Below are 18,858 nucleotides of genomic sequence, written 5' to 3' on the forward strand. Positions count from 1 at the left end.
GATTACGCCTCCACGCGACCCAGCAGGTAATGATGATGCTGGTGGACATAGCTGATGATGCGACACATTTCATCCAGCTCTGGCGGTATGCTGGCGAACTGACCTTCGCTGTTCATGTTTAATACCCAGTTTTGACTATTCAGCCGTACCCGTACCTGGTCATCTACCACCAGGAATCCCGGGTTGCTGCTGTTGTCGAAATCCTGTGGCAGACTGAAGACAGTGACCTTGTCTTTGTACGGTTTCCCTTGCCACGGGCAGAATTGAGCGCAGTTACCGCATTCGTTGCAATACGCGTCCAGGTGCAGTGTCTGGAAGCGGTTCTGGAAGCCGGGAACGGGGATCGAAACGTTGGCGCGGTTCGGGCAAACGTCAACGCACTTGCTGCAGACGTAGTTGCATTCAAGGCAGCGCGCCGCTTCCTGCGCAACAAACGCGTCGCGATCGTCTTTGTCGACCATCGCAACGGATATTGCGCCTTTGCGTTGATAGATCTCTGCGGGACTGACGTTGTTCCAGCGCTTATCTCCGTGGTGGGAACGAATATTTTCCCGGTAGAGGATGGTATCCGCAGCCCGACGTGCAGAGCCGATGGCCGCAACGATGGAAGAGGGACCGCGCTGGACGTCGCCGATCATAAAGACGTTGGTAAGAAGTGTTTCACCGCTATTGTTGATCTCCGGCCAGCCATTCTTATCCAGCGGTACACCCATTGCATTCAGCGCCTCAGTATCCTGCTGTTCGCCAATGGCAGTGATCAGGCTATCAGCATGAAGGGTCAGGGTTTCGCCGGTTTCAACGGGACGGCGTCGACCTTTCTCATCGGGTTCGCCAAGTGACATCACACGCAGCGTTAACGTGCCGTCGGCATCAAAACGTTCCGGATTGTTCAGGAAGCGGAATTCAACGCCATCATGCAGCGCTTCTTCGTACTCTTCGCGCCAGGCGGGCATTTCCTGTAAAGAGCGACGATAAACGACGGTGGCTTTTTCCACGCCGGGTACGCGTAGCGCGGCACGAGCGCAATCCATCGCGGTGTTACCTGCGCCGACGATCACCACATGTTTGCCCAGCGTCAGGTCTGCTCCCTGGTTGTATTCGCGCAGGAAGGGGAGTGATTTCCAGATGTGTGGATTATCACCCTCCAGCTTCACGCCGCTGTTTTTATCCGTACCGGTCGCGATCAGGACATACTGGTAGCCCTGATTTTTTAACTGTTCAACGGTCAGATCCGGCGCGCAGCCATACTCAAACTTCACGCCGTGAGCGGCGACAAAGTCGATATCGTGTTGAATTAACTCCGCCGGAATACGGAACTGAGGAATGATATTTTTCACCACGCCGCCCGCGTTTGCTTCACGTTCGAACAGGGTGACTGAATGCCCTGCCCGGGCGAGGAAGTAACCTGCAGCAAGCCCCGCAGGACCTGCGCCAATCACCGCGACAGGATGACGGGAACCGGAACCGGCCGGTTTATGCCAGCGTTGTTTGTACTCTTCCCAGCCTTTCTCCAGCGCGACTTTTTTAAGTTCGCGGATATTCAGCGCGCTGTCATAGTCCAGTCGGGTACAGTTGTACTGACACTGGTGATCGCAGATATGGCCCGTGATGGCGGGGAGGGCGTTGCGTTGATAGATGAGTTCCAGCGCGTCGGCATAGCGGTGCTCGCCGAGCAGGCGAATGTACTCCGGAATATCCTGTTTGATGGCGCAGGCTGTAATGCATGGCGCGACATAGCAGTCGGTAAGCGGTAAACCTTCAGCAACGTCGATACGCTCTTCCGGCTTCCAGTGTTTCTGCGTGTACTCCATGGTAATGGCGTCTTCCGCCAGCTTGTTCAGGCGTGCGACGTCGACGTGTTTCATCTCCCACGCATCTGATAATTCCAGTTCCCGCATGCATGCGCTCAGGCGCAGGTAACCGCCGGGTTTCAGCAGGTCGGTTGCCATGGTGATAGGGCGAATACCGGTATCAAAGATATCGCGGATCGTCAGTTGACTTGCTCCGCCGGAATAGGAGATCGGCAATTTGCCGTCGAAGGCGCGGGAAAGTACGGCGGCCACATTGATGGAGAGTGGGAACAGCGCCCGACCAGACATGTACATCTCTTCGCCGGGAAGTGCGCCTTTGTTATTGATAGTCCCCAGCGTGTTAGTCAGTTTTACGCCGAAACCGAGAGATTTTTCTTTTGCCAGCACCATCAGCCGTTGCAGCATTTCCAGGGCCTGAGCCAGCTTAAGATCGTGCTCGAACGACTCCTCTTTCAGTCCAATGTACCCGAAGCCGCAGTTATCAAGAATTTCACGCACTCTCTCGTAGCCCAGTAGCGTGGGGTTGAGCTTCACGAAGGTATTCAGCCCTTTCTCTTCTAACATGTAGCGGCAGATGGCTTCGATTTCGTGCGGTGGACAACCGTGCATAGTCGAAAGCGTGACCCCTTGCACCATGTTGGCAGGGATGCGGGCTGGTAATGCCTGCAGGTTTTCTCGTTGTTGGGTCAGGTCGTGACGCGCCAAAAATGCGTCATCATGCAGCCACTGGTGGAGCGTGTCGCGGTATTGCGCAAACTTAGGATGCGCCGATGCGTCCATCATATTGTCGATGAACTGTTGCATCGGCGGCTGTTTAATTCCGTCAAGGTTGTAGCCGACGCTCATATTAAAGATAAATGACTTACCCGCGTCGGAGTCGGAAGGCTGCAGTAACTGTTCCAGCAAGTGCAGGGCAAACCAGGCTTTGAGGTATTCATCCCAGGCTTTCAGCAGCGTGAACTCGGTGGACCATTCGGTGTTGAAGCACTCATCTTCAGCATCAATGCAGGGTTTTTCCAGCTCCAGACGATCCAGAATCTGGACTGTTTTGAGTTCAATGAAACGACCACCGGTTAGCCAGGAGGTGACGATGTTTTGGGCAAGCTGAGTGTGCGGGCCGGCGGCGGGGCCGACGGGAGTGGCACAGGTTTCACCAAACACGCTGACCGACTTCCCTTTTTCTGGCGAGTAAAACTGTTGTTCGGGAATACCAAAGATAGAGCGTTGTTGTTGGTATTCATCAAATATGCGCGTCAAAAGCTCCTCAAACGGAATGGGACGCATAATATCCCCCATAACCCTCTCCTTAGCTTATACAGATATCATTGATTGACCGGTATAGATAAATCCGGCGGTTTGGGGATATAGAGCAACATTCGCACCACTCTTACGAGCCAACGGCATAAAAATAAAATTTTGTGAGGGGGTTCTAATCTTGGTCGTGCTTTGTGAAATATCTCACAGATACCAAATGAGAATTAAAATCAGTCTGAGCGGATATTGGCAAGGGGTGTTTCATGAGGTTGCTTATTTTTCTCAAAATTAGCGAATTCTTATCATTATGATAAGGAGGGAGGATGCGGTTAAAATATTTGAACGCAATCGTTTAACTCAGTCGGTTGATTTTTTATATTACTTTTTCTGTGCATTAATAAAATCCTCGGGAGTATCGATATCTAAAGTAATGCCAGCATCTGTCATTTCAATCGTATAATGTTCGCCCATCAGTAATGCCTGGCGCATACTGCTGACATTCGGTTGAGATATAGCCTGTATCAGACACGATTTTGGCAATAAAACAGGGTGTCCTGGCATTCCTTTATAGCATGGAATGAGGGCACCATTGTTACGTAACGACCAGAGTTTGCTAAAGATATTCACATTCAGACTGGGCATATCGCCATGAGTGATAAAGCAGAATTCGCTGCTCACTGCGGTCGCTGCCGTTTGTATTGACGAAAATAATCCATGGGCATACTCTGAGTTGTGGATAATAATGATATTCGACTGGCCTGCATAACGGCGATGAAGTTCATCGGCGCGATAACCGGTGACTAAAATAATTCTGCTGCAAAATTGCAATGCGTTTTTGATACTTGCATCAAGAATTGTTCCCTCTTGCCAGGGTAACATCATTTTCCATTTTCCCATTCTTGATGATAATCCGGCAGCAGTAATTATGCAGTCGATATCTGGCATAGTGATCCCTTTATTTGGTTGTTATGGCGTGACCAGAGAATGTCGTCACCAAAGAGGCTCATGAAGGATAGTGAAGAGTATAATAACCCCCACATCTTTATTCTTTGATTTGGGTGTGCAGAACCACCCGTCGATTATTTCGGTTGTCGGAGCCGGGGGAAAAACCAGCACCCTTTTCTGGTTGGCTCAACTTTTTCACGCCTGTGGCCGACGGGTGTTGATCACGACCACTACGCATATGTTTCTGCCTGAAACGCCCTGGCCGATCATCTTCTGCCACGAACCCGCGAAATTACCTCGTCAACAACTCATGCAACCCATACAGGTTTGTTTCCACGCGTGGAAAGCGCCGTTGGGGAAAGCCCGCGGCTTTCAGCCCGCGGTGATTGACGCGTTGGTTGAACGGCCAGAATGTGACGTGATTCTCGTCGAGGCTGATGGCGCCCGTGGATTCCCACTGAAAGCGCCGGATGAGCACGAACCTTGCATACCTGAATGCAGTTGCAGTGTGATTGCCGTTATGGGCGGGCATACCCTGGGGGAAAAAACAGGGGCAGACAATGTGCATCGATGGCCACAGTTTGCTGGGATCACTGGCCTGAGGGCAGAGGTTCCCCTACAGCTGAGGGATCTTATCCGGCTGGTTCAACATCCGCAGGGCGCATTTAAGAACGCACCGCCAACCAGTCGGCGGATCTGGTTCATCAACCGTTTTTCTCAATGTGAGAATAACGTTGATGAAAATGAACTGATTCAACCGCTATTACAGGGAGATGTTGATGCCGTCTGGTTGGGGGATGCTCAGGAACGCCCTGCAATCACACGCAGATTTGTGAGATAGCGACCCCGGGAAACCGGGTTACCGAAAGGATATCCATTGAGGTTTTTATGAATATTTTCACAGAGGCTGCAAGACTTGAAGTGCTAAATTGTCCGTTTGCGCTGGCGCAAATTGTTGATAGCCGGGGTTCAACGCCCCGCCATTCCGCACAAATGCTGGTACGTCAGGATGGGTCTATCATCGGTACCATTGGCGGTGGGATGGTAGAACGTAAAGTTATTGATGAATCGCTACAGGCGTTGCAAGAAAGAAAACCGCGTCTGTTTCATGGGCGGATGGCGCGTAACGGGGCTGATGCTGTGGGATCGGATTGCGGGGGCGCGATGTCAGTGTTTATTAGTGTGCACGGTCTGCGACCTCGTCTGGTATTAATTGGTGCCGGGCATGTGAATCGCGCAATCGCGCAGGGCGCAGCGCTGCTGGGGTTTGATATTGCCGTGGCGGATATCTATCGCGACAGTTTAAACCCTGAATCCTTTCCTCCGTCTGTCCACTTGTTGCATGCCGACTCCTTTGCCGCCGCAGTGGATGCACTGGAGATCCGGGAAGATAATTTTGTACTCATCGCGACGAACAATCAGGATCGGGAAGCGTTGGACAAGCTGATCGAACGACCCATTGCATGGCTCGGCTTGTTGGCGAGTCGCCGTAAGGTCCAGCTTTTCATGCGTCAATTGCGGGAAAAAGGCGTCTGTGAAGAACACATTGCCCGCCTGCATGCTCCGGTGGGTTATAACATTGGTGCTGAAACGCCGCAGGAGATTGCAGTAAGCGTGCTGGCGGAGATCCTACAGGTTAAAAACAATGCTCCTGGTGGATTGATGATGCGAGCGGCACATCCGTCCGGACATCAACGTGTGGTGATTCGTGGCGCGGGGGATATCGCCAGTGGTGTGGCGTTGCGTTTGTTCCATGCCGGATTCAAAGTGATCATGCTGGAGGTGGAAAAACCGACAGTGATCCGCCGTAGCGTGGCATTTGCACAGGCCGTATTCGATGGTGAGATGACGGTAGAAGGCGTGACGGCGCGACTGGCAACCACCTCAGAGGACGCGGTCACGCTGTCGGATCGCGGTTTTATTCCCGTATTGATTGATCCTGCGTGTACGCTGGTTGATTCGCTGAAACCTGTTTGCGTGGTGGATGCTATTCTGGCAAAACAAAACCTGGGGACACGCTCCGGTATGGCGCCAGTGACCATTGCCCTTGGGCCTGGATTTACTGCGGGTGAAGACTGTCATGCGGTGATTGAAACAAATCGCGGGCACTGGCTCGGACAAGTCATTTACTCCGGTTGCGCACAGGAGAATACCGGTGTTCCTGGAAATATTATGGGGCATACTTCGCGGCGCGTGATCCGCGCGCCAGCTGCGGGCATCATGCGGACCAACGTTAAATTGGGCGACCTGGTGGAAGAGGGCGACGTGATTGCCTGGGTTGGCGAAAGTGAAATTAAAGCGCCGCTGTCGGGAATGGTGCGCGGATTGTTAAATGACGGGCTGGCGGTCGTGGGCGGTTTTAAAATCGGCGATATTGACCCCCGTGGCGAGACGGCTGATTTTACCAGCGTATCTGACAAAGCAAGAGCAATTGGCGGCGGTGTACTGGAGGCCTTAATGATGCTGATGCATCAGGGCGTGAAAGCGACGAAGGACGTATTAGAGGTTGCCTGAAGTCGAATCGCTGGCTGGTTTTGTGCTTATCTTATCGGACCTACAACTCATACTCGCAATGTAGGCTCGATAAGATGTGTTAGAGTCGCCACCGGGCGAACGGGTTACTGGCAAATAACAGTGCCAGTTTTTCCTTCAATCCCTTCTTTCGCCTTGCTCAGCACCGTAATTAAGGCTTCGCGTCCTGGACGGGAACGGGCAAATGAGGCGGCAGCCTCGACCTTTGGCAGCATTGATCCTTTGGCAAAATGGCCTTCGTTGATAAAGCGCTCTGCATCGTTTAACGACAGGCGATCCAGCCACTGTTCATTTTGTTTACCAAAGTTAATTGCCACTTTTTCAACTGCGGTCAGGATGATGAGCATATCCGCATCGATGATCTCCGCCAGTCGGGCGCTGGCCCAGTCCTTGTCGATGACTGCGCTGGCACCACGTAGATGATGGCCTTCACGGATCACCGGAATACCACCACCGCCAACGGTGATGACAATCTGACCCGCCTCAACCAACGCTTTGACCGTCTCTTTTTCGATAATGTCTACCGGTTTAGGTGATGCGACAACGCGGCGGTAACCACGTCCAGCATCTTCTTTCAACGTATAACCTTGCTTCTCCAGTTGTTCTGCTTCCTGCTGAGTAAAGAACGAACCGATCGGTTTGGTCGGATTGAGGAAGGCAGGATCGTTGGCGTCGACTTCTACCTGAGTCACCAGCGTTGCAACCGGGTTGTGCATACCGCGAGAGAGCAACTCTTCGCGTAGCGCGTTTTGCAGATCGTAGCCGATATAGCCCTGGCTCAACGCCACGCAGACGGACATCGGCAGCATGGGGGAATGCGCTTCAGTTTTTGCTGCGGCTTCAAAAGCCTGGTTGATCATTCCTACCTGAGGTCCGTTGCCGTGGGTGACAATCACCTGATGGCCTTGCGCAATTAAATCCACAATGGCCTGGGAGGTAATTTTAACCGCCTGCATCTGCCCCGCCAGATCTTCTCCCAGCGCATTCCCACCCAGCGCGAGAACAATTTTCTTACTCATTTTTCCTCACTCATTTTATTCCGTTGTCTGTTTCATGAATCCCGGGCTGTGATGACATCGCGGGAGGCGTAAATGGTTTGCGTCGCAGGAATCGCCCGCGACCCGCTTTACCTGTAAAAACACCATCGCAGAAGAGGGTTTCGCCACGGGAGAGTGTTCTGACAATCGTTCCCTGACAGTGGAACCCCTCCCAGGGGGAGTAACCGGCGTTATCGTGCAGGTTGGTATGGCGAATCTCCTGGCGCTGTCGCGGATCGATAATGACCACATCGCCATCAGAACCTGGCGCCAGCCGCCCTTTCTGCGGCCACAGACCGAACAGTTTGGCGGGCATCGCGCTGGTTAAATCGACAAAACGCTCGGGCGTAATACGCCCGCTCATAACGCCGTGGGAGAAGAGGAGCTGCATACGGTTTTCCACACCGGGTAACCCATTGGGGCAACGGCTGAAATCTCCGCCGGAGATCTGCTGGCGTTGTGCCATCGAAAATGTACAGTGATCGGTTGCCACCACATCGATCGCGCCGTCGCTGATGCCGCACCAGAGTTTGTCCTGCTCGCGGATATTGCGTAATGGCGGGCTGAGAATGAACTTCATGCCGTCTTCTGCGTCATAACGCCGCTCATCGAGCAGGAGATACTGCGGGCAAGTCTCTACCCACACAGGCTGATGGTTGGCTCTGGCCAGGCGTAAATAGTCCAGCCCTAATCCGTTGGATAAGTGGACGATATACAGCGGTGCGTTGCCGGCGAGCTGCGCAAGATTGATCATCCTGGCGATAGCTTCAGCTTCACACTCCAGCGGTCGACTCAGAGCGTGATAGCGTGGGGACGTTAACCCCGCAGCAATAAATTCCGCGCGTTTACTGGCGATAGCGGCGTCATTTTCCGGATGTACGGTGGTCAGCGCGCCGGACTCATGCAAACGGCGCAGCGCCTGCAGCGTTTCGTCATCGTTGAGTTTGTACTGATAGGTCAGATACAGTTTGAAACTGCTGATCCCCTCATCAACCATCATCGGGATCTCATCGAGGATGGCGTGATTGATATGCTGAATGACGCCGTGGAAGCTGTAATCGATCACCGCTTTGTGCGCGGCATAACCGTGATAAACCTCCAGTTGATGACGCAACCGGCATCCTGTCGGCCCAAATCCCATATGGTCGATAATGGTTGTTGTACCGCCACACGCCGCCGCGCGGGTACCGGTAAAAAAATCATCACAGCTACGGGCAAGTCCTACGTCAATATTGAAATGTGTATGCACATCCACGCCACCGGGGAAAACGTAACAGCCTGCAGCGTCAATAACTTCACAGGGGAGCTGCGGCGTAATTTCTGTGTCCAGTTGGCGTACGATGCCGCTCTCAATCAGTAAATCTTGCTTTGCTTGTCCGTCAGCGTTAACGACAGTGCCATTTTTGATTAATACGCGCATAGCAGACTCCATGTTCCCTCCGGCAAACCGGAGGGAGACGAGTGAAGGATAATTATTGTGTTGCCAGCCAGCTCAGCGGAATAGCCGCGTACATTGCGGCACAGGTGACCAGATGAGATTTCCAGGTTTTCTCGTTCGGCGCATGGGCTTCTGGTTCTTTGCCTGGTCCAAAGCCGATGACCGGGATACCGTGACGCCCCATGATCGAAACACCGTTGGTGGAGAAGGTCCATTTATCAACGACCGGCGTTTTACCAAACAGCCCTTCATAGGCGCTGACAAGCGCTTTAACGGTGAAATGATCTTCTTCTACTTTCCAGGTCGGGAAGTAGCATTCGGTTGGGTAAACCAGCCCGGTCCAGGATGGACGGTCGTAGTTGTACATGGAGACTACGGCGTTTGCATTCTTGACGGCAGGCAGGGCGCGGATTTCTTCCAGCGCGCCTTCCCAGGTTTCACCCCAGGTCAGGCGGCGGTCGATAGAAACTGCGCAGCTGTCTGCAACGGCGCAGCGACTTGGCGAGGTGAAGAAGATTTCAGAAACGGTCAGGGTGCCTTTACCGAGGAATTCGTCATAGCCCAGATGTTGTGAGAGTCCCTGTAATTCGTTGAGGATCGGGCCCATTTTGAAGATGGCGTTATCTCCGCGTTCCGGCGCCGAACCGTGGCAACTGACACCCTGCACATCGATGCGAATTTCCATACGGCCACGTTGTCCGCGATACACCTGGCAGTCGGTAGGTTCGGTACTCACGACGAATTCTGGACGGATGCCTGACTGCTCAATAATGTACTGCCAGCACAGGCCATCGCAGTCCTCTTCTTGCACCGTACCGGTGACCAGCAGCGTGTATTCATCTTCCAGACCGAGATCTTTAATGATCTTGCCAGCGTAAACCATTGACGCCATACCGCCTTCCTGGTCAGACGTACCGCGTCCGCCGATCAGTTCATCGGTTTCCATGCCTTTATAGGGATCGAATTCCCAGTTTTTGATATTACCGATACCCACGGTATCAATATGGGCGTCCATCGCGACCAGACGTGGGCCGTGACCGATATAGCCGAGGATGTTGCCCATCGGATCGATTTCTACTTTATCGAAGCCGACTTTTTCCATCTCCTCTTTAATACGATGTATGACGCGTTTTTCATCGCAGCTTTCGCTGGGGATGGCGACCATATCGCGCAGGAAGCGCGTCATATCGGCCTGGTAATCTTTTGCTTTTTCCAGAATCAATTTGAATGGAATGTGCTTAGCCATTATTTTTCTCCAGTATTTAACCCCGTATCTCCTACGGAGTCGGTTCCAATAGGATGATTACGGTGCGACCGGATGTTTGCCTTCCCAGACGACTTCACGATAGTGCTTCACATCGGTATCGCCTTCGGTACTGATGACCAGCACGACGGAGTCTTTATTCAACGCCAGTTTTTCCATCAAGGTCAGACGCTGCGGGTGATGGTGGACAGCCGCCAGAACGCCTAAGCCCACGGCGCCTGACTCGCCAGAGATGACTCGCGGATCGTTGCCCAATGGATTGCCCAACACGCGCATCCCCAGCGCGGCAACGCTGTCCTGGCAGGAGATAAATTGTGTTGAGCAGTTACGCAAAATTTCCCAACCGAGCGGGTTCGGTTCACCACAGGCCAGACCGGCCATGATGGTGGCCATATCGCCGCCGACATTAACGATGTCACCTTTTACGCCTGAACGATAAATGCAGTCGGCTTTATCCGGCTCGACGATGATGCTGTGTAGCTGTTGTGGGGTGTAGACATCCACCAGGTAGCCCAGTACGCCGCCAGCCATTGCGCCAACGCCCGCTTGCAGCAGAACGTGAGTAGGCGTGACGCCCATTTCACGCATCTGTTCTACCGCTTCATCAGCCAGAGTGGCGTAGCCCTGCATAATCCAGGTGGGAATTTTGGTGTAGCCTTCCCAGGCGGTATCCTGCACCACTTCCCAGCCATTTTGTTGGGCATGCTGCATGGTCAGGCGAACGGTATCGTCATAGTTCATGTCGGTGACAATACACTCTGCGCCGAGGTTGAGAATGGCATCAACCCGTTCCTGGGCGGAGCCTTTAGGCATGTAAATAACCGCATTTTGCCCGAGTTGTTGGGCTGCCCATGCGATGCCACGACCATGGTTACCGTCAGTGGTTGTGGCGAACGTCATTTTTTCGCCAATGGTTTTTTTAAGTTGCTCGAAGGACAGCGTCTCTATATCAAGATGATATTTTTCGCAGAGCAATCGGGCGATGGCGTAGGCGCCGCCGAGCATCTTGAATGCGTTAAGTCCAAAACGTTGTGATTCATCTTTGACGAGGATTTTTTTCACGCCAAAGAGGTTGGCAAGACCGTCCAGCGCGCGGAGCGGCGTCGGATGATATCCTGCGATTTTTTGGTGGAACTGGCGCGCCACTCGGGCTTGTTTTTGCGAAAAGAGCGGTGATGTTTCGCCAGTATAAAAATGGTTGTCGGCAATATCGATCTTCAATGAGAACACGGACATATCCTATCCTTTTGGCCTCCAGGAATGGAGAGCCGACCGCCAGGTCGGCTCGAGGTTTTATTTCATGCGTTCTTGCGCTTCTTTCAGCAATTGCTCAAGCAATGCGCCTGGTTTTGAATATTTACGGGACAGGATCATCGCGGCGATGATGTACGGTTTCCAACTGGCTTCTTTGTAGGTGGCGATGCGGTATTTTTCGAACACTTCTTCGGTGACTTCACCCTCTTTGCAGGAGACACCGCTGATATCTGCTGGCAGGCAGTGCATGTAAAGTGCCTCGCCATCGCGGGTGAGCTTCATCATCTCTTCAGTGCAGTGCCAGTCTTTATGCTTCGCGTTTTGTTCCAGACACTGTTTTTCCAGATCTTTCAGGGCTGCGTGATCGTCAGCGCGCAGAAGTTCCGTGCGTTTTTCCATCACTTTGTACGGGGCCCATGACTTCGGATAAACGATGTCAGCGTCCTTGAATGCCTCTTCCATACTGGTGACCTGGCGGAAGCTGCCGCCTGAGGCATTGGCGTTGTTTTTAGCGACTTCGATAACATCTGGGATCAGGTCATAGCCTTCAGGGTGCGCCAGCGTGACGTCCATGCCGAAGCGGGTCATCAGACCGATAATGCCCTGCGGCACAGAAAGGGGTTTACCGTAGCTGGGTGAGTAAGCCCAGGTCATGGCGATTTTTTTACCTTTCAGGTTTTCCAGCGAGCCAAAGTGTTCGCGCAGCCAGGCAAGGTCTGCCATCGCTTGCGTCGGGTGGTCGATGTCGCACTGCAGGTTGACCAGCGCTGGACGTTGCGGCAGTACGCCCTGTTTGTAACCATCATCAAGCGCGGCGCCGACTTCGCGCATATAGGCGTTGCCTGCGCCAAGATACATGTCATCGCGAATGCCGATCGCATCAGCACAGAAAGAGATCATGTTGGCCGTTTCACGCACGGTTTCGCCGTGAGCGATTTGTGATTTTCCTTCGTCGAGATCCTGCTGAGCCAGACCGAGCAGGTTGAGGGCGGAAGCATAAGAGAAGCGAGTGCGGGTGGAGTTATCGCGGAAAACAGAGATACCTAATCCACTATTGAAGACTTTCGTCGCGATATTCTCGGCACGCAGTATTTTCAGCGCCGCAGCAACATCCAGTACTTGTTTTAGTTCGTCCGGCGTCTGCTCCCACGTTAACAAAAAGTCCTTCTCATGAAGGTGTGAGGTCAGCGAATTGATATCCTTTATCAGCTCATTAACAGTTTTCATCGTAAGGTCCCGGTAGTGGAATGACAGGCAAAAAGCGGTTTATTTTGTTTCACTGTGACTAAGCCTCCTGATTGGGGTTATCACAGCCATACCTGGGACTAACAATAAGTGTGCCAGAATTATATAAATGGTGGTGAAAGGGTATTTTGTCAGGTGATATGTGTTCTTGATCACAAATTAAGCTGGCGTACTCTAAAGATGTGAATAAACGAAAACGTTTGGCTTTTTAAATATTGTATTTATCACTATGAACAGTCGTCAGGATTAATGCTGGCACGAGCGCTAAAACTCGTCAGTTTGATAAACTAATGCCGGTAATTCTCATATTGATATGGAAATGTGATATCTCTTCCATAATTTCATTAGAAAATGATAAACAGCCCGTGTTTCTATCAAAGTAAATTCTGCCTGAGTTAATATTATTATATTTTACGAACCATAAATGTCCTAAATGATCAGTCATTTAAGCGATTTCGGAAGGTAAAGCATGGTGCTCGCAACTACACAGTCCGTTTTGATGCATATTCAACCGACAATTCAGCGTTTCGCCAGAATGCTTGCCAGCGTTTTGCAACTCGAGGTTGAGATCGTTGATGAAAACCTGTGCCGCGTCGCAGGTACTGGCGCGTATGGAAAATTTCTCGGCCGTCAATTGAGCGGCAATTCAAGACTGCTGAGCTATGTACTCGAAACAAAAAAAGAAAAAGTGGTGACGCATTCCCGATTTGATCCGCTGTGCGAAGGGTGTGACAGCAAAGAAAATTGTCGTGAGAAGGCCTTCCTGGGAACGCCGGTTATTTTACAGGATCGTTGTGTGGGAGTGATAAGTCTGATTGCAGTAACGCATGAGCAACAAGAACATATCAATGACAACCTACGGGAATTTTCAGATTACGTTCGCCATATATCCACGATTTTCGTTTCGAAACTTCTGGAAGATCAAGGGGGGAGTGACAGTATCAGTAAAATATTCTCAACGATGATTGAGAATATGGACCAGGGCGTGTTGGTTATTGATGAAGATAACCGTGTGCAGTTTGCTAATCAAACGGCGTTAAAAATACTCGGCATTGCGCAGAATAATATGATGGGCAAATCAGTCAGGTTCAGACCGTTAACGTTTGAAAGTAATTTCACCCATGGGCATATGCAACATATTGTCTCCTGGGATGATAAAAGTGAGCTGATCATCGGCCAGTTACATAGCGTTCAGGGGCGGCAATTATTCCTGATGGCATTCCACCAGTCGCATACCAGCTCGTCCGTGGCAATTGCTACGGACGAGCCGCATATTGAGCAACTGGTTGGCGAATGTCGGGTTATGCGCCAGCTTAAGCGGTTGATTGGCCGCATTGCCCCCAGTCCTTCCAGCATCATGATTGTGGGGGAAAGCGGCACAGGGAAGGAGGTTGTTGCCCGAGCGATCCACAAACTGAGTGAACGACGAAATAAACCGTTTATCGCTATTAACTGTGCCGCCATTCCGGAGCAGTTGCTGGAAAGTGAACTGTTTGGTTATGTGAAAGGTGCGTTTACCGGCGCGTCAGTTAACGGAAAAACAGGGCTGATTCAGGCGGCTAACACCGGGACGCTGTTTCTTGATGAGATTGGCGATATGCCGCTAATGTTGCAGGCTAAACTGCTAAGGGCTATTGAGGCGAGGGAGGTTTTGCCCATTGGCGCCAGCAGCCCCGTGCAGGTAGATATCCGTATTATCTCGGCCACGAACCAGAACCTTGGGCAGTTTATTGCTGAGGGTAAATTTCGCGAAGATCTCTTCTACCGCCTGAACGTCATTCCGCTCACATTACCGCCCCTACGCGAACGCCAGGAGGATATCGAACTGCTGGTGCATTACTTCCTGCATCTGCATACTCGCCGTTTAGGGCTGGTTTATCCGGGTATCGCGCCTGATGTTGTGGCTCTGCTCAGGCGCCATCGTTGGCCGGGTAACCTGCGCGAGTTGAGTAATCTGATGGAGTATCTGGTTAACGTTGTTCCCTCTGGTGAAGTGATAGACAGTACGCTTTTACCGCCGAATCTTACCAGTAATGGCAAAGCGCCGGATTCCGATGGGATTGTCACCAGCGCCACGCATCTGCTGTCTGATGATGCCGGAGGTACTGCGCTGGAGGAGATGGAAAAACAGATGATCCGCGAAGCGCTGTCTCGTCACTCAAATAAAAAGCAGGTGGCGGATGAGTTGGGCATCGGTATCGCCACGCTGTATCGCAAGATCAAAAAGTATGAGCTGTTGAACGTGTAAATCTTTGAATATCCGGCCTGAGTTCAGGCCGGATATTCTCTTATTTCTGCTCTTCACAGCGTTGCACGGTATCGACGATCATCTGATAACCGGTACAACGACACAGATTTCCTGCCAGGCCGCGGCGGATCTCAAGAATGGTGAGCGGCTGGTTACGCGGTTTGGCCAGCATTGCGGTTGTTGCCATGATCAGACCTGGCGTACAAAAGCCGCACTGTACGGCGCCGGATTTCGCGTAGGCCATTTGAACGTGGGAAAGCTGCCCCCCTACTGATTCGCCTTCCAGAGTGCGGATATGCTTTCCCTCCACCCATGCGGCCAGATACAGACAGCTGTCGATGGCGGTTCCGTCGACCAGTACCGTACAGGCGCCGCACTCACCCACACAGCACCCTTGCTTCACGCTGAGCAATCCCTGTTCGCGTAACAGTTCGGAGAGCGGCATCCCCGGCATGATGCTTAGCTGAAAAGGTACGCCATTGATTTCGCATTCGATTGCGATTCTGTCGGTGTGATTCATTGCAGTACTCCCCCCGCCGCGACGACGGCTTCACTGATCACTTTTTTCGTCATCGTTTGGATGAGATGTAGACGAAACTCCTTACTGGCACGCCAGGAAGAGCGCGGGGCGACGTCTTGTATGACGGCTTCGCTGATGGCGTCCAGCGTTTGCTGGGTCAATGGTGCATTTTGCGCTGTCTGTTCGGCATGCTGACAGCGGATTGGCGTTGGCGCGGCGACGCCAAAAGCCAGTCGTAACTCACTGAAATTACTGTTGTCCAGTCGACAGAAGGCTGCACAACCGATCGTAGCTATATCCATGGCGTCACGCATTGCATATTTAAAATGCGCGCTGCCGCTATGGGTTGTGGGCTGCGGTGGGAAGTGAAAGGCGACCAGTATTTCATCATGCTCAAGAGAAACCTTGCCAGGACCGGTGTGAAAACCGTTAATCGCGGCGAAACGCACCCCCTTTGGTGAATGAATCTCAAGTGTGGCGTTATAGATTAAGGTTGGCGTCGCAGAGTCTGCGCTGGTCGCGCCGTTGCATATATTGCCGCCGTAGGTGGCGACGTTACGGATTTGCGGTCCGGCGATGGAGGCGGCAGCGGCGCACAACGCAGGGAGATGGCGTTGCGTTAAGGGGTGTTCAATCAGTTCGTTAAAGGTGGTGGCGGAGCCTATTCGCAGTGCGCCATCGTCGGTAAGCGTAATCCCCTTCAGTTCCGCCAGATTGTGAATATCGACAATATGGCGATAGCGGTCATTGTGATGATGAAGTTGAATCAGCACGTCGGTCCCACCTGCGAGCAGTTTCGCTTGCGGATAGCATGTCAGCAGACTGATGGCATCGGAAATAGCCGAAGCGCGGTGGTAAGAAGCAAAATCAAACATGGTGTTATCCTCAAATCAAAGCTGCCAGATGGAACTCCTCAAACAGACGTTTCGGCGTCAGGGGCAGCGTATCTATCGCTACGCCTGTCGCCATCCTTACCGCGTTGCGAATGGCCGCGGCGACGGGAATGATGGGGGGTTCACCCAGCGATTTATGTCCGTAAGCGGATTGCGGCTCCTGCGTTTCGACAAAGGCGCTTTCCAGCTGTGGGAGGTCGGGCATGGTGGGCATTTTGTAATCCAGAAGGTTGGGATTACGCACAATGCCGCTGTCTGCATCGATGATCATCTCTTCAAACAGCGACCAGCCAATGCCCATCCCCATACCGCCGTGTACCTGACCTTTTGCCAGTAACGGGTTCAGGATGTGCCCGGAATCGTGGACGTTAAGGATTCGGTTGATGGTGACCTTGCACAACGCGATATCGACAGTCAGATCGACAAACGTGCAGCCAAACGCGGGCGGATTCGTGGTTGTCTTCACCGAGCATTCCGCTGACAGTTGACCGCCGCGTTCCGGATGATAAAACGCATCCATGGCCAGATCTTTTAATGACAATAACGGATCTTCTGGACGGTCGGAGAGGACGATATTGCCTCCCGTCAGCGTCAGACTCATGGCTGACTGGTGCAATATTTCAGCGGCGTGCTCCAGGATCTTCGCCCGCAGCTGCAATGCCGCTTTGCGCAGTGCCGGAGCGGCAACATAGCTCTGGCGAGAGGCGAATGCGCCAGGGTCGAACGGCGTAATATCGGTGTCCTGGGTTGAAATGACGTGCACATCGCTGACCGGCACGCCGACGGTTTCAGCCACCATCTGCGAGAACACGGTATCGGCCCCCTGGCCAATTTCGGTGGCGCCGCTCTGTACGTTGATCGTTCCATCCTGATTCATCAACAGACGGGCGCCGGAGATCTCGACCCCGACTGGCCAGGTGTTGGACGTATAACTAAAGCAGGCGACACCAATTCCCCGACGGATATTGCCCTGCTGGTGATTCTGACATTCAGCGCGGCGCGTATCCCACTCGAACAGTTCGCGGCCTTTTTCCAGACATTCCGGTAGGCCTGCACTGTAGATGCGTTTGCCCGTTATTGGGTTCGAATCCCCCTCACGGGCAGCATTACGTAAACGGATGTCCACCGGATCGATGCCCAGATCGGCGGCGGCGTCATCCAACATTGATTCTACGGCGAACACCACCTGTGGCGCGCCATATCCGCGCATCGCGCCTGCGGAGGGGAGATTGGTGTAACACGTTGTGGAGCGGTAGGCATAAGCGCTGCGAGGATAAAGATAAGCGACTTTATTACCACCGGCGGAAGCGATGGAGTGGCCGTGCGAGGCGTAAGCACCGGTATTTGACAGGACATCAAGACTGTAGCCTTTCAGCGTGCCGTCGCGGTTAATGCCCAGTTGTCCGCTAATCGTAAACGCATGGCGGGTGCGGGAAGCGAGGAAACACTCTTCGCGGCTGAGAGACACTTTCACAGGAATGCCGCCGAGTTTGCTGGTCAGAAATGCTGCCATTGGTTCTTCCAGCACATCCTGTTTGTTGCCAAAACCACCGCCGACATACGGTTTGATAACCCGAACGCACGACCACGGAATACCAAGCGCCTGACCGACCACCCGACGCACAATATGGGGGATCTGCGTGCTGGAGACGATTGAAATCCGGGAATCCTCTTCCATCCAGGCAAAAGAGGTCACGCTTTCCATATGACAATGCTGTATGACGGGAGTCTGATAGCGGCCCTGAATCTTATAGTCCGCCGCATCAATCTCTTGCTGTACATTACCGGTCGTCATTTCGCTCTGTTTAAGCAGATTTCCACCGGCATGAATCTCGACGGCGTCAGGCGCCAGAGCCGCTTCCGGCGTGGTAATCACAGGTAACGATTGCCATTCGACGCTGACCAGCAGCGCCGCTTTTTCTGCGGTTAATTCATCTCTTGCCACGACGATAGCGACAGCATCTCCGTGATGGCGGACGTGGCGGGTCAGCAGATAACGGTCGGCAACATCACGTTTCTTGTCATCCAGGCTCCAGGCATGGCCTGCTGTCGCAAACGGAATATCAGGCACATCTTCCCAGGTAAAGACTGCCAGGACCCCTGGCAGGTTTTTGGCCTGGTCGCAGTTGATGTTGGCGGCATAACCATGGGCAATTGGGCTACGAACGTATTTCGCGTAGCACATGCCCGCCATAACATAATCATCAGTGTATCGAGCCCGCCCGGTGACTTTCGCAATGGCATCCACGCGCATGCACGATTCTCCGGTTGCGGTTGCTTCCCGCGCTTCCATAGACGTCCCCTTGATTTGAACATTCGGTTCTTAAGGCAATGTATTCGTCAAATCAGGCAAGAATTACGCCAGAAGCGGAAATTGGTGGCAGGAGGTCAGGGAAGTGTGATGATGTTAAAAATAT

At 52.6% G+C, this 18,858-nt stretch carries 13 protein-coding genes; 3 read left to right on the plus strand and 10 right to left on the minus strand.

The window, feature by feature from the left end; translation table 11 throughout:
• Positions 1-2 precede the first annotated feature (2 nt).
• Positions 3-3,107 (minus strand): putative selenate reductase subunit YgfK, encoded by a 3,105-nt coding sequence (gene ygfK, locus P2W74_RS04055; protein ID WP_276293992.1) that lies wholly within the window; start codon positions 3,105-3,107, stop codon positions 3-5.
• 336 nt (positions 3,108-3,443) lie between these two features.
• Complete coding sequence (gene mocA / locus P2W74_RS04060) at positions 3,444-4,010, minus strand: molybdenum cofactor cytidylyltransferase (RefSeq protein ID WP_276293993.1); 567 nt, start codon at positions 4,008-4,010, stop codon at positions 3,444-3,446.
• A 70-nt stretch (positions 4,011-4,080) separates the two neighbouring features.
• On the opposite strand from mocA, the gene yqeC reads away from it, so the two are divergent.
• Both yqeC and yqeB read left to right on the plus strand, forming a co-directional pair.
• A complete protein-coding gene (yqeC, locus tag P2W74_RS04065; protein ID WP_276293994.1) occupies positions 4,081-4,851 on the plus strand; it encodes a selenium cofactor biosynthesis protein YqeC in 771 nt (256 codons plus the stop codon).
• Between the two features lie 47 nt (positions 4,852-4,898).
• Positions 4,899-6,524 carry a selenium-dependent molybdenum cofactor biosynthesis protein YqeB gene (gene yqeB / locus P2W74_RS04070; RefSeq protein ID WP_276293995.1) on the plus strand — a complete coding sequence of 542 codons (1,626 nt, stop codon included), beginning with the start codon at positions 4,899-4,901 and terminating at the stop codon, positions 6,522-6,524.
• Positions 6,525-6,628: 104 nt separating this feature from the next.
• On the opposite strand, the gene arcC is transcribed toward yqeB, so the two are convergent.
• From arcC to ygeW, 5 genes are read right to left on the minus strand one after another with little or no spacing between them, the layout of a single operon-like run.
• Positions 6,629-7,561, minus strand: a complete 933-nt coding sequence (gene arcC / locus P2W74_RS04075; protein WP_276293996.1) for a carbamate kinase — start codon at positions 7,559-7,561, stop codon at positions 6,629-6,631.
• A gap of 10 nt (positions 7,562-7,571) precedes the next feature.
• Positions 7,572-8,999 (minus strand): dihydropyrimidinase, encoded by a 1,428-nt coding sequence (hydA, locus tag P2W74_RS04080; RefSeq protein WP_276293997.1) that lies wholly within the window; start codon positions 8,997-8,999, stop codon positions 7,572-7,574.
• Between the two features lie 52 nt (positions 9,000-9,051).
• Entirely contained in the window at positions 9,052-10,263 is a 1,212-nt protein-coding gene (locus tag P2W74_RS04085; RefSeq protein WP_276293998.1) for a YgeY family selenium metabolism-linked hydrolase, read from the minus strand.
• A 57-nt stretch (positions 10,264-10,320) separates the two neighbouring features.
• Positions 10,321-11,517, minus strand: a complete 1,197-nt coding sequence (dpaL, locus tag P2W74_RS04090; RefSeq protein ID WP_276293999.1) for a diaminopropionate ammonia-lyase — start codon at positions 11,515-11,517, stop codon at positions 10,321-10,323.
• 57 nt (positions 11,518-11,574) lie between these two features.
• Positions 11,575-12,762, minus strand: a complete 1,188-nt coding sequence (ygeW, locus tag P2W74_RS04095; protein ID WP_276294000.1) for a knotted carbamoyltransferase YgeW — start codon at positions 12,760-12,762, stop codon at positions 11,575-11,577.
• 487 nt (positions 12,763-13,249) lie between these two features.
• On the opposite strand from ygeW, the gene P2W74_RS04100 reads away from it, so the two are divergent.
• Positions 13,250-15,028, plus strand: coding sequence for a sigma-54 interaction domain-containing protein (locus tag P2W74_RS04100; protein WP_276294001.1), 1,779 nt, complete (start codon positions 13,250-13,252; stop codon positions 15,026-15,028).
• Positions 15,029-15,068: 40 nt separating this feature from the next.
• Here P2W74_RS04100 and xdhC read toward each other — a convergent pair whose 3' ends face one another.
• Genes xdhC through xdhA form a run of 3 tightly spaced genes read right to left on the minus strand, consistent with a single transcriptional unit; the run spans position 15,069 to position 18,734 of the window.
• Positions 15,069-15,548: a xanthine dehydrogenase iron sulfur-binding subunit XdhC gene (gene xdhC, locus P2W74_RS04105; protein ID WP_276294002.1), complete on the minus strand. Its 480-nt coding sequence runs from the start codon at positions 15,546-15,548 to the stop codon at positions 15,069-15,071.
• On the minus strand, positions 15,545-16,423 hold the full coding sequence (xdhB, locus tag P2W74_RS04110) for a xanthine dehydrogenase FAD-binding subunit XdhB (RefSeq protein ID WP_276294003.1): 879 nt from the start codon (positions 16,421-16,423) through the stop codon (positions 15,545-15,547). The genes xdhC and xdhB overlap by 4 nt, the downstream gene beginning before the upstream one ends.
• Positions 16,424-16,433: 10 nt before the next feature.
• Complete coding sequence (gene xdhA, locus P2W74_RS04115) at positions 16,434-18,734, minus strand: xanthine dehydrogenase molybdenum-binding subunit XdhA (protein WP_276294004.1); 2,301 nt, start codon at positions 18,732-18,734, stop codon at positions 16,434-16,436.
• Between the last annotated feature and the right edge of the window lie 124 nt (positions 18,735-18,858).

Source organism: Citrobacter enshiensis, assembly GCF_029338175.1.
Classification (GTDB): Bacteria; Pseudomonadota; Gammaproteobacteria; order Enterobacterales; family Enterobacteriaceae; genus Citrobacter_D; species Citrobacter_D enshiensis.